The following is a 12,004-nucleotide window of genomic DNA, read 5'->3' as shown; positions in this document are numbered from 1 at the left end:
GGCTGCCAGCCAAGCCTCAGCAGCGGCCTTAATTTCCTTGCAGGCGCTGGGAGCGGCCAGCAAAGCTCTAGTTTGTTCTGCAACCAATGCAGCAATTTCTTTTTTCATAACCAAAAACCTCCTCTAAATTTTTTAGGGCAATTTCATTATATGCCACACGCTTCTTAATGTAAAGCAGTGCGCGTTTCGATTCTGCCGTAACGCAACGCACATTTGACTTTTTGCTCTCGCCCTGCTATAATATAAATACAAAGAGGCGCTACCGATAAGCGGTTGTCCCTTTAAGGTTTAGTGTTAAAAATAACCGTCAACTTTGCGAGGGTGTGGCGGTTATTTTTTTGCGTTTTTTTCGATATATCTACCAATCTCAATACACCCAAATGCAATAATTGCGATAAGTGTCAAAAGGCTGATAACCTCAGAGAAAGTAATAGTAATCGCCCCCTCTCTACTCAGATTCCGACAAAGAAATCCTTTCATGGGAGGGACGCCGCCCTCCCGTAAACAAGAGGGACAACCGCCTACCGTTATAGTAGCGCCTTTTAGCATTTTACCATAAGAGAACTAATGTGTCAATTTTAAATACGTCGTCGCATTTGCGGCGGCGTGTTTGTTTTTTAGCAAAGCTTTACCACACCGCTACCGTTCCATCAGCGCGAGGTTCCGTCGCCCCGGCCAGCACGCCCTCGTCATTGCGCCAGATTATCTCGCCGCGGCCAAAGCTGGTATCGTCGCGCATTACTGTAATCTCATGCCCGCGACGGCGCAGCTCGTCTACAATTTCCTGCGGAACCCTGTCCTCCAGCAAAATCTTTTTACCTTCAAGCCACTGCCAACGCGGCGCATCCAACGCTGCTTGCGGGTTCAGCAAAAAGTCCACCGTATTCATAATCACCTGCACATGCCCCTGCGGCTGCATATACGCGCCCATCACGCCGAACGGGCCGACCGCGCGTCCGTTTTTCGTCAAAAAGCCGGGGATGATCGTGTGATACGGTTTTTTGCGCGGCTGCAAATAATCGTCCGACTGCGGATTCAGGCTGAAGCCGGCGGCGCGGCAATTAAAATTCAAACCATAGCCCGGCAGCACAATGCCGCTGCCAAAATCCTTATAATTGCTTTGTATAAAGGAAACCATATTGCCATCGCCGTCAGCAGTACACAAATATACCGTGCCGCCGCAAAACGGTTTACCGGCCTGCGGCGTTAAAGCGCGTTCGCCTATCAAAGCGCGCCGCTGCGCCGTATATTCTTCGGAAAGCAGCTCCTCAGTTTTTACTTTCATATAGCGTGGGTCGGCGATATATTGCATGCCGTCGGCAAAAGCCAGCTTCATCGCTTCGATTTGCTTATGGAAAGTTGCGCCGCAATCCCTTTTGGTAAACTCAAAGCCTTTTAAAATATTCAGCGCCATCAACGCCGTAACGCCGTGTCCGTTAGGCGGCATTTCCCACACCTCGTAGCCGCGGTAATCGATGTGCAGCGCCTCCTGCCACTCCGCATGATAATCTGCCAAATCCTCCAAGGTCAGATAGCCGCCCGTCCGTTGGCTAAAGTCAACAATGTCCTGCGCCAGCTGCCCGCGGTAATAGCTTTCACAATAGCTTTCCGCCAACAGGCGCAAAGTTTTAGCATGGCCCGGTAAGCGAACTATTTCGCCTGTTTTAGGCGCGCGGCCCTGCGGAGCGAAAGCAGCGAACCACGGCGCAATGGCCGGGTCGTTTTTATAAGATGTCAGCAGTTCCACGCCCTCCTGCCAAAAGCGGGCCACAATTGGCGAAACAGGATAACCCTCCTCCGCATAGGCAATAGCAGGCGCAAACAGCTGCGCAAAAGGCAGCCTGCCAAAACGCCGGTGCAGCTCTGCCCACGCCGCAGGAGCGCCCGGCACAGTTACGGCGCACCAACCCCGAAACGGCATTTTATCCGTAAATCCTTTGGCAGCCACCGCCTCCGCTGTCAAATTCTGCGGCGCATAGCCGCTGCCGTTTAAGCCGTACAGCTTATCCTTTACCCATACTAAAGCGAAGCAATCGCTGCCCAAGCCGTTATTCGTCGGCTCTACCACGGTTTGGCAAATCGCCGTAGCGATGGCCGCGTCAATGGCGTTGCCTCCCTGCTGTAAAATTTGCAGGCCAGCCTGCGCCGCCAACGGCTGCGAGGTGCAGACCATGCCGCGTTTGGCGTATACGACGCGGCGGCGCGAACCGTAGGTGTATTCCTGTCCGTTAAATTGAAAATCCATCTTCATCCTCCTGTGCTGCCAAGCTTTTCTGATTTAATTATAAGCGGGCGCTTTAAGTCTGTAAAGAACCAGGGGCAAGGCAATTTCTTTTTTGCATTTTTATAAAGCTTTTTACAAAATCATCGCAGCGCGACGCCTTCTAGCGCAGAAAATTTTTTATTTTCTGCCAAAAACTATCGTAACGCACATCGATATGATATAATTAAATCAAGGAATTGTAGCTTTACAATTGTGAAAAGTCAAGAGGAAAGAGGCGAAATGTTTATGAAAAAAATTATTGCTCTCATGATGATGATCGTTATGGCCTTAACCGTGGCAGCCTGCGGCGGCGGCGACAAGAAAGCGGACGGCAAGAGCGCCGGTAAACTTGATCGTTCCAAGGAGTTTATCACGGTACTGACTGGTCCCACCAGCGGCATTTACTTCCCCATCGGCGGCGCTTTCTCCAAAGTTGTCGGCGAAATGGGCTACAAAACCTCCGCTACGGCAACCGGCGCTACGGCTGAAAACATCAACGCTATCCTTACCGGTAAAGGCGAAATGGCTATCGCCATGAGCGACTCCGTTATCCAGGCGGTAGAAGCCTTCGGCGCTTACCAGGGCAAACCCAAAGCCGAGGATTTACGCGCTATGATGGGCTTGTGGCCTAACGTGTGCCAGATTGTAACTACTAAAGACAGCGGCATTACTAAATTTGAAGACCTGAAAGGCAAGCGCGTAGGCGTTGGCGCTCCTAACTCCGGCGTAGAGCTGAACGCACGCATGATGTTTGAAGCTCACGGCATGACTTATAAAGACGCTAAGGTCGACTACCTCTCCTACGGCGAAGCTATCGACCAAATTAAAAACGGCCAGTGCGACGTAGCTTTCGTAACCTCCGGCTTAGGCAACGCTACAATTAAAGAATTGGGCACCGCCAAAGAAATAGTATTCGTTCCCGTTGAAGGCGAAGCTTTGAAAAAATTAATCGCCAAATATCCCTTCTATGTAGAATGGACTATTCCCAAAGATGTATACGGCACGCAAAAGGATACCACTACCGCGGCCGTTATGAATATTATGCTGGTCAGCAAAAACCTGTCCGACGATGTGGTTTACGACCTGCTGTCCGGCATCTACGATCCTAAGGGCTTAGAGATTATCGGCGCTTCCCATGCGACCGCAAAACGCGAAATTAAACTGGACACTGCTCTGCGCGGCATCCAGGGCACTTCCGTTCAGCTGCATCCCGGCGCAATCAAGTATTATAAAGAAAAAGGCTTGCTGAAATAAGAAGCCGTCCTCAGTTTCTCAAGCAAACGAATTTCATTCCAGTGAAAAACATGTCAAAGAAGACATTAATAACAGTAATTTTACTGCTTAGTACTATTGCTGCCAGCCTTTTGGGCTGGCAGCAACTATATTCCAACAAAAAAGTCCTGCGTATTTACGATTATCAAACAGGAAAGGAGTATGTGCGCTATCCTGTACAAACAGGCGACAAGCTGTTCTTTGGCTGGATTCATTCCTTAGAACGCATCTCCTGGCACGAATATTATCATATCAACGCCGACAATACGCTGGAACTAGACGCTATTTCCTTTCCTGCCTTCGGCGCAGGCATTCCTGAAAACAAGGGCAAACGCACCCGTATAGAAAAAGGACGCATTTATATGGAGGAAATAGGTCAGCTTTTCCCTCAGTTTGTTTGGATTAATTCCAACATGTTCACGCGCGAAATCAAAATTAATAATGTTCTGGTAACCAGCGGACGTATCCTTCCTGAACATACCAGATTAGTTTTAGTTATTGAGAGAAGGGGTGTTTTCGATGACGGATATTAAAAAGAAAGCGACTGATGAGCAGTTAAACTTTGAAGCCAGCGCCGAAATGCAAAAAAAATCCGACGAAATTATCAAAAAGCTGGACAAAGAATCTACGACCAGAAGCTTTTCCGGCGTAATGAAAAAGATTTTCTTCGTACTTTGCCTGCTCGTTTCCCTGTACCATTTATACACCGCGACCTTTGGCCCTCCCTTAACGCTGATTCACCGCTCCATCCATGTATCCATGATGCTGGTGCTCACCTTCCTGATGTATCCCATGTGTAAAAAATCCAGCTTCACCACGCCTTCCGTTTTAGACTGGATTTTAGCCGCGCTCTCCTTAGCTGCGCCCATCTATATTTCTACTAACTATTTAGGCGTAGTTGAAAGAGCTGGCAACGCCAATATGATGGATATGATTATGGCGACGCTGCTGGTAGCTCTCGTTTTGGAAGCCTCCAGACGTGTAAGCGGCAACGTATTATCTATCTTAAGCCTTGTTTTTATAGGCTACGGCCTTTTTGGACGCGAAATGCCGGGTATGTTCATGCACCGCGGCTACGACTGGCTCAGTCTTTCCAACCATTTCTTCGCCAACACCGAAGGTATTTACGGTACGTCCGTCAACGTAGCGGCCAGCTATATTTACCTGTTTATTCTCTTCGGCGCTGTCATGAGCAAATCCGGTATGGGCCAGCTGTTTAACGATTTGGCTTTGTCCCTAGCCGGTCATACTAAAGGCGGCCCGGCGAAGGTTTCCGTACTGGCTTCCGGCCTTTTAGGCTCCATCAACGGCTCCGCAGTGGCCAACGTAGTTACTACCGGCGCTTTCACCATCCCGCTGATGAAAAAAACCGGCTACTCTAAAGAATTTGCCGGCGCAGTAGAATCCGCCGCTTCTGTAGGCGGTCAGCTGCTTCCCCCCATCATGGGCGCAGCAGCCTTCATTATGGCGGAAATGCTGGGCGTAAAATATTCCAGCATTATTATTTGGGCGGCAATCCCGGCCTTGCTCTATTATCTCGGCATTATCATTCAGGTACAGCTACGCGCCTCCAAGGACGGTTTGGTCGGCCTCCCCAAAGAGCAGCTGCCTTCCTTTAAAGCTGTTATCAACTCCCGCGGCCATCTGCTGATTCCCGTATTCTTTTTACTCTATATGCTCTTCTTTTCCGGTACTACCGTCGTTTATTCAGCAGTACTGACCATTGTGCTGACGATTATCGTAGCGCAGCTGAAAAAAGAAACCCGCATGAGCTTTAACGATATGGTAACAGCTCTGGCCGACGGCGCTAAGCAAACCGTATCCGTAGCCGTGGCCTGCGCCTGCGTAGGCATTATCATCGGCGTTTGCTCCAAAACCGGCTTTGGCCTGACCATGGCTAATACGATTATCGCCTTGGGCGGCACCAGCATCCTCTTCACGCTGGTATTCACCATGATAACCTGTATGATTCTCGGCATGGGCCTGCCTTCAATTCCGGCATACATCATCACCGCAGCTATTGCCGCTCCGGCCCTGGCTAAGCTGGGCATCGCTCCGGCGGCAGCGCACATGTTCTCGTTCTATTACGCCATGTTTGCCAACCTGACTCCGCCTGTTGCGCTGGCCTCCTTCGCGGCAGCGGGCCTTTCCGGCGGCGACCCCATGAAGACGGGCTTTGCTTCCGTTAAATTAGCCATCGCAGGCTTCATCGTTCCCTTTATGTTCGTCTTCTCGCCCCAGCTGATGCTAATCGACACCACTGTTTTTGAAGGCGTCTGGACGGCGGCCTCCGCCTGCTTAGGCGTATTCCTGCTGGCAGTTGCAACTGAAGGTTATTTCCTGGCTCCGTTGGCATTGTGGCTGCGCGGTATCGTACTGGCAGGCTCCCTGGGCCTGATGTATCCCGGTATCGTAACCGACGCCGTGGGCGTAACCGTTTGCGCTGTTCTCTACATAATCCAAAAGAAAAAGGAAAAATCCTTAAAGACGGCGTAACGCATTATTCTTTACAAATTAAAATAACGCTGCAGAATCCGATTGCATCCTTTAAACAACAAACCCCTTATCTTTCTGATGTTTTTCAGAATGGTAAGGGGTTTAGCTTTACTATTTCACTATTTCAGAACCGCTTAATATTTTGCGCACATTTAGAAATATTATTTTCTCAGGCTTGTAAACAAAAAGAAAAAAGCAGGAACCGAAGTTCCTGCTTAAAAATGCTCTGATTAGATGAGCTCGATAATAGCCATTTCTGCAGCATCACCGCGACGGGGACCTACTCTGTAAATTCGAGTAAAGCCGCCTTGTCTGCCTTCATATTTCGGAGCAATTTCTTCAAACAGTTTTTTGGTAACAGCTTCGTCAACCAGTACAGCCAACACCTGACGGCGGGCATGCAGGTCATTGCGTTTAGCCAAGGTAATCAGCTGAGCAGATTGCTTAGCTACTTCTTTAGCTTTAGTAATGGTGGTTTCGATTCTGCCATATTTGAAGAAGGAAGTTAAAATGCTGCGAAACAGAGCTTTACGGTTGCTGGAATTACGACCCAGTTTTCTGTATGCCATGTACTTCTGACCCCCTTAATTAGTCTTCATCACTTTTGCGTAAGGACAACCCCAGATCGCTAAGCTTCTTCTTAACTTCATCCAAGGACTTACGGCCCAAGTTACGAACTTTCATCATATCTTCTTCGGATTTCATGGTTAACTCTTCTACGGTATTGATACCGGCACGGCGCAGGCAGTTATTGCTGCGCACGGACAGGTCAAGATCGTCGATAGACATTGCACCAGGACCCTCTTTTTTAGGTTCAGAACCTTCCGGTTCAGAACCGCCGGCTACGCTGATAGTAGGAGTATCGGTATCGCCGGTATGGAACAACTTGAGATAATCAATTAAGATGCCGGAAGCCATGTTTACAGCTTCATCAGGCATAACGCTGCCGTCAGTCCAAACTTCCAAAGTAAGCTTGTCATAGTTGGTAACATTGCCTACGCGGGTATCGTTAACAGCAAATTTTACTCTGGTAATAGGAGAGTAAATGGAGTCTACCGGAATAATTCCGATGGGCTGATCCGGCTGCTTATTCTTATCCGCAGGAACATAACCGAGGCCCTTGTCAATATGGATCTCCATATTGAAAACTGCGTCCTTATCTAAAGTCGCAATATGCAGCTCAGGGTTCAAAATCTCTACATCGCTGTCAGCAATAATATTTGCTGCAGTAACTTCCTGCTCGCCAGAGCATTCAATTCGCAGGACTTTTTCCTCTTCGCCTTCCATTTTCAGGCACAAAGCCTTAATGTTCAGAATGATGTCTGCGACATCCTCACGAACGCCAGGAATAGTAGCAAACTCGTGCAGAACTCCGTCAATTTTAACGTAGGTTACTGCGGCACCCGGCAGGGAGGACAGCAAAACGCGACGCAGGCTGTTGCCCAGCGTAATGCCATAGCCTCTCTCCAGCGGCTCCCAAACAAATTTGCCATAGCGACCATCTTCGCTGATCTCAGCTGTAACCATCTTAGGTTTTTCAATTTCAATCATTCGGAAAGCCTCCTTCTTTCGCGTATTACCACAATACGTCTCTCAGTGGGTGGCACAAGATGTTCACTAATTATTTAGAGTACAACTCAACGATGAGATGCTCTTCGATAGGAACATCAATTTCCTCACGAGTCGGGAAACGATCTACTTTACCGCTCAGATTAGCAGCGTCCAGAACCAGCCAAGCCGGAACTGCTTTAGTAGCCAGAGTCTCGTCCATGCCTTTGAAATATTCTTTTGCACGGCTGTTTTCCATTACGCTTACAACATCGCCAGCTTTTACCAAAGCGGAGGGAATGTCCAAACGCTTGCCATTAACGGCAATGTGACCATGTCTTACGATTTGGCGAGCCTGACGGCGGGTGTTAGCCAAGCCTAAGCGGAAAACGATATTATCAATTCTTCTTTCCAAAAGGATCAGCAGGTTTTCACCGGTGATACCTTCCATCTTCTTAGCTTTATCATAGTAGCCGCGGAATTGTTTTTCCAGGACACCATAAATAAATTTAGCTTTTTGTTTTTCAGTTAACTGAATGCCATACTCGCTCTTTTTTCTGTTTTGGCGTTTAGCTTGGCGTTTAGATTCCTTGCTAATGCCCAGAAATGCGGGAGCTAAGCCCAAAGATCTGCATCTTTTCAGGACAGGCGTTCTATCAATTGCCATCTAGGTACACCTCCAATTATACTCTTCTGCGTTTCGGCGGACGGCAGCCATTGTGCGGAATCGGAGTAACGTCTTTAATGGAGTTAACTTCGAGACCTGCAGCCTGAAGCGCACGGATAGCAGCTTCACGGCCAGCGCCAGGGCCTTTTACATATACTTCAACTTGTTTTAAGCCATGATCCATTGCAGCTTTAGTTGCTTCTTCAGCAGCCATTTGCGCAGCAAACGGAGTGCTCTTGCGGCTGCCGCGGAAACCGAGGCCACCTGCGGATGCCCAGCTCAAAACGTTACCTTCGGTATCAGAGATGGTAACAATAGTATTATTGAAAGTGGAGCGAATGTGTGCTACACCGTTAATTACGTTTTTGCTAACTTTCTTTTTGTTGCGAACAACTTTCTTGCCAGCCACTGGTTTATCCCTCCCTCGCTAATTATTTCTTCTTGCCTGCAATAGTACGTTTCGGCCCTTTACGGGTGCGAGCATTGTTTTTAGTATTTTGACCGCGAACGGGCAGACCTGCACGATGTCTTCTGCCACGATAGGAGCCAATTTCGATTAAGCGTTTAATGTTGAGGGATTCCTCACGGCGGAGGTCACCTTCTACTTTATAACCCTGATCCAGAGTTTCACGGATCTTGGCTACTTCATCCTCGGTCAGATCGCGAACGCGAGTGTCCGGGTTAATACCAGTTTTAGCTAAGATTTCACGAGAGAGAGTCAAGCCGATACCGTAAATATACGGCAGTGCATACTCAATGCGTTTATCTCTCGGCAAATCGACACCAGAAATACGTGCCATTAATGTGCACCTCCTTCTTAACCTTGTTTTTGTTTATGTTTCGGATTTTCGCAAATTACCATTACATGGCCTTTACGTTTAATGACTTTGCATTTTTCACATATTGGCTTAACAGACGGTCTTACTTTCATAATTTAAACCTCCTCTTTGCCTGTCTTGGTTATTTATACCGATAAGTAATTCTTCCACGATTGAGGTCGTACGGAGTAAGCTCCACGGTAACCTTATCACCAGGCAAAATCTTGATGAAGTTCATACGAATCTTACCGGATATATGTGCGAGAATGGTGTGACCGTTTACCAGTTGTACCTGGAACATAGCATTGGGAAGCGCTTCAAGAATTGTGCCTTCAACCTCAATTACATCCTGTTTGGACACAGCTTTACCTCCTTATTTGCTACATCCGAGACTAGCCTTAACATCGGCATATACTTTGTCGATAGGCTGCAAGCCGTCGATATCCTTGAATAAGCCTTGTTTTTTGTAGTACTCGATTAACGGTTCAGTTTGTGCATGATATGCCTGTAAACGATTCTTAACGGTTGCTTCCTTATCGTCGTCACGCTGATAAAGATTACCGCCGCACTTATCGCATACATCGTCAACCTTGCTGGGATTAAAGCTTACGTGATAGGTAGCGCCGCAGGCTTTGCAGATGCGGCGGCCGGTAACGCGGCCAACCAGTTCGGAATCAGGAACTGCGATATTTACAACACCGGTCAATTTAATGCCCAGGTCTTTCAGGATCCCGTCAAGAGCGACTGCCTGCTCTTCAGTTCTCGGGAAGCCATCCAAAATAAAGCCATTTGCACATTCGGGTTTGGACAAGCCTTCGCGAACGATGCCAATGGTTACGACGTCGGGGACCAAGCCGCCAGCGTCCATGTATCTTTTTGCCTCTTTACCAAGCTCAGTGCCTTGCTTTACAGCTGCACGGAACATGTCTCCAGTGGAGATATGAGGGATTTTAAATTCATCAATGAGTTTTTCTGCTTGAGTGCCTTTGCCGGCACCCGGAGGTCCCATTAAAAGAATATACATTCTGAATTCCTCCTATTTCATAAAGCCATGATAATGACGCATCAGTACCAGAGACTCTATTTGCTTCATAGTATCCAATGCAACGCCGACTACGATCAAAAGAGCAGTACCGCCGAAGTAAATACCATCTATGCGGGTTATCCAGCCGATAACGTGAGGCATCAGCGCAATTAATGAGAGGAAGATGGCGCCTGCCAGAGTTATTCTGGACATTACTCTGTCAAGATAATCTGTTGTAGGCTTACCGGGACGAAGTCCGGGAATAAAGCCGCCGTTCTTTTTAATATTGTCCGATAAATCACCGATGTTCAGGCTGACAGCCGTATAGAAATAGGTGAAGAACAAAATCATCAGAACATAGAGAGTAGTTTGCAGCGGGCTGCCCCACTCAAACCACTTGCCCATGGTTTTAACCCAGGGAACGTCTACAAACTGAGCGATAGTTACCGGAAACATCAACACAGAAGATGCGAAGATGATGGGAATTACGCCAGCCTGATTAACCTTTAAAGGTATATAGCTTGTATGACCGCCATATGCTTTTTTGCCTACAACACGCTTTGCATATTGAACGGGAATTTTGCGAATACCCTGGGAGATAATAATTACGAAAACTATCATAGCCAAAGCAATAGCCGCGAACAAAATTACGTTCAAGATGTTAACCGTGCCTGCTTGTAAATATTGGAAAATTATTTTTAAGCCGTCGGGCAGACGGGATACGATACCGGCAAAGATTATCAGAGAGATACCGTTGCCGACGCCGCGAGCAGTAATCTGCTCACCAATCCACATAAGAAAGACCGTGCCTGCCGTAAGAGTTAAAGCGATCAGCAGAATCGACATGATTCCGGGGTTATTGATCGCCATCTTCAGGCCATAGGCCATACCGCAGGCTTGGATAAACGCCAAAGCCACCGTCAGCATACGGGTCAGCTTTGTCGTTTTCTTATAGCCTTCTTCACCTTCCTTGGACCATTGCTCCAAGGTCGGTACAACCACCTTCAACAGCTGCAAAATAATTGAAGCATTGATGTATGGGGTAATACTCATAGCAAAAATTGAGAATTTGCTCAAGGCGCCGCCGCTGAACATATCCAACAGTCCAAACAAATTGCCGCTGCGGAAAAGCTGTTCAATTACTGTAGCGTTAACGCCAGGAACAGGGATATGTGTTCCAGCCCTGAATACGATGAACATGGCGAGAGTAAATATAACTTTTTGCCTGAGTTCTGTAATTCTAAATATGTTTGCGAGGGCTGCTAACACTTTAGATCACCTCAATCTTACCGCCTGCTGCGATAATTTTCTCTTCAGCGGATTTGCTGAAGCCCATAGCTTGAACGGTAAGCTTTTTGGTTAATTCACCATTGCCAAGAATACGGATACCGTCGCGAATATTCTTAACGATACCTTCTTCGATGAGCATTACAGGTTCAACAACGGTGCCGTCTTCAAAGCGATTGAGTACGGAAACGTTGATTTCAACATATTCCTTGCCAAATTTATTGTAGAAGCCGCGCTTCGGAAGACGCAGATACAAAGGTCTTTGACCGCCTTCAAAACCAGGGCGCTTTACGCCGCCGGAACGGGATTTTTGACCCTTCTGGCCTTTACCGGAAGTTTTGCCCAAGCCGGAACCCAGGCCACGGCCTACGCGAACTGCTGCACGTTTAGAGCCAGGAGCGGGAGACAATTCATGTAATTTCATCTTCAGTACACCTCCTTGTCTTACGCTTCTTCAACTTTCACGAGATGTTCTACTTTATGAATCATGCCGCGAATAGTCGGAGTATCTTCTTTAACAACATTAGTATTGATTTTACCTAAGCCCAGAGCTTTAACGGTTGCACGCTGATCTTTCGGGTAACCGATCAAGCTGCGGGTCAGAGTGATTTTAATTTGTGCCATGACAA

General features: G+C 47.7%; 15 protein-coding genes. 3 read left to right on the top strand and 12 right to left on the bottom strand.

Annotated features, from left to right (window positions below; genetic code table 11):
* Window positions 1-628 precede the first annotated feature (628 nt).
* Complete coding sequence (locus QZ105_RS04975) at window positions 629-2,245, bottom strand: gamma-glutamyltransferase family protein (protein ID WP_293728747.1); 1,617 nt, start codon at window positions 2,243-2,245, stop codon at window positions 629-631.
* A gap of 258 nt (window positions 2,246-2,503) precedes the next feature.
* Here QZ105_RS04975 and QZ105_RS04970 point away from each other — a divergent pair, with 258 nt between their 5' ends.
* Genes QZ105_RS04970 through QZ105_RS04960 form a run of 3 tightly spaced genes read left to right on the top strand, consistent with a single transcriptional unit; the run spans window position 2,504 to window position 6,031 of the window.
* On the top strand, window positions 2,504-3,517 hold the full coding sequence (locus QZ105_RS04970; protein WP_366935987.1) for a TAXI family TRAP transporter solute-binding subunit: 1,014 nt from the start codon (window positions 2,504-2,506) through the stop codon (window positions 3,515-3,517).
* 50 nt (window positions 3,518-3,567) lie between these two features.
* Window positions 3,568-4,068 (top strand): DUF1850 domain-containing protein, encoded by a 501-nt coding sequence (locus QZ105_RS04965; protein ID WP_293728748.1) that lies wholly within the window; start codon window positions 3,568-3,570, stop codon window positions 4,066-4,068.
* A complete protein-coding gene (locus tag QZ105_RS04960; protein WP_293728745.1) occupies window positions 4,055-6,031 on the top strand; it encodes a TRAP transporter permease in 1,977 nt (658 codons plus the stop codon). The genes QZ105_RS04965 and QZ105_RS04960 overlap by 14 nt, the downstream gene beginning before the upstream one ends.
* Window positions 6,032-6,261: 230 nt before the next feature.
* Here the strand turns inward: QZ105_RS04960 and rplQ are convergent, their stop codons facing one another.
* The 11 genes from rplQ to rpmD all read right to left on the bottom strand — a co-directional run bounded on the left by rplQ (window position 6,262) and on the right by rpmD (window position 11,999).
* Entirely contained in the window at window positions 6,262-6,600 is a 339-nt protein-coding gene (gene rplQ / locus QZ105_RS04955; protein ID WP_293728744.1) for a 50S ribosomal protein L17, read from the bottom strand.
* A 19-nt stretch (window positions 6,601-6,619) separates the two neighbouring features.
* On the bottom strand, window positions 6,620-7,582 hold the full coding sequence (locus QZ105_RS04950) for a DNA-directed RNA polymerase subunit alpha (protein ID WP_293728743.1): 963 nt from the start codon (window positions 7,580-7,582) through the stop codon (window positions 6,620-6,622).
* A gap of 70 nt (window positions 7,583-7,652) precedes the next feature.
* Window positions 7,653-8,246 (bottom strand): 30S ribosomal protein S4, encoded by a 594-nt coding sequence (gene rpsD / locus QZ105_RS04945; protein WP_293728742.1) that lies wholly within the window; start codon window positions 8,244-8,246, stop codon window positions 7,653-7,655.
* Between the two features lie 16 nt (window positions 8,247-8,262).
* Window positions 8,263-8,655 (bottom strand): 30S ribosomal protein S11, encoded by a 393-nt coding sequence (gene rpsK, locus QZ105_RS04940; RefSeq protein ID WP_293728741.1) that lies wholly within the window; start codon window positions 8,653-8,655, stop codon window positions 8,263-8,265.
* Window positions 8,656-8,677: 22 nt separating this feature from the next.
* Window positions 8,678-9,046: a 30S ribosomal protein S13 gene (gene rpsM, locus QZ105_RS04935; protein WP_293728740.1), complete on the bottom strand. Its 369-nt coding sequence runs from the start codon at window positions 9,044-9,046 to the stop codon at window positions 8,678-8,680.
* 17 nt (window positions 9,047-9,063) lie between these two features.
* Window positions 9,064-9,177 (bottom strand): 50S ribosomal protein L36, encoded by a 114-nt coding sequence (gene rpmJ, locus QZ105_RS04930; RefSeq protein WP_004092858.1) that lies wholly within the window; start codon window positions 9,175-9,177, stop codon window positions 9,064-9,066.
* 29 nt (window positions 9,178-9,206) lie between these two features.
* The gene (infA, locus tag QZ105_RS04925) at window positions 9,207-9,425 is read right to left on the bottom strand and encodes a translation initiation factor IF-1 (RefSeq protein ID WP_009145407.1); all 219 of its coding nucleotides are present in this window, start codon (window positions 9,423-9,425) and stop codon (window positions 9,207-9,209) included.
* A gap of 12 nt (window positions 9,426-9,437) precedes the next feature.
* Window positions 9,438-10,088, bottom strand: a complete 651-nt coding sequence (locus QZ105_RS04920; RefSeq protein WP_293728739.1) for an adenylate kinase — start codon at window positions 10,086-10,088, stop codon at window positions 9,438-9,440.
* Between the two features lie 12 nt (window positions 10,089-10,100).
* Entirely contained in the window at window positions 10,101-11,357 is a 1,257-nt protein-coding gene (gene secY, locus QZ105_RS04915) for a preprotein translocase subunit SecY (RefSeq protein WP_293728738.1), read from the bottom strand.
* A gap of 1 nt (window position 11,358) precedes the next feature.
* Window positions 11,359-11,799: a 50S ribosomal protein L15 gene (gene rplO, locus QZ105_RS04910; protein ID WP_293728737.1), complete on the bottom strand. Its 441-nt coding sequence runs from the start codon at window positions 11,797-11,799 to the stop codon at window positions 11,359-11,361.
* 20 nt (window positions 11,800-11,819) lie between these two features.
* A complete protein-coding gene (rpmD, locus tag QZ105_RS04905) occupies window positions 11,820-11,999 on the bottom strand; it encodes a 50S ribosomal protein L30 (protein ID WP_293728736.1) in 180 nt (59 codons plus the stop codon).
* Between the last annotated feature and the right edge of the window lie 5 nt (window positions 12,000-12,004).

Origin of the sequence: uncultured Phascolarctobacterium sp. (genome assembly GCF_905212365.1) — a bacterium.
Lineage (GTDB): Bacteria > Bacillota > Negativicutes > Acidaminococcales > Acidaminococcaceae > Phascolarctobacterium_A.
The sequence above is the reverse complement of the archived record's forward strand: the minus strand, read 5'-3'. Positions and strand labels throughout refer to the sequence as shown.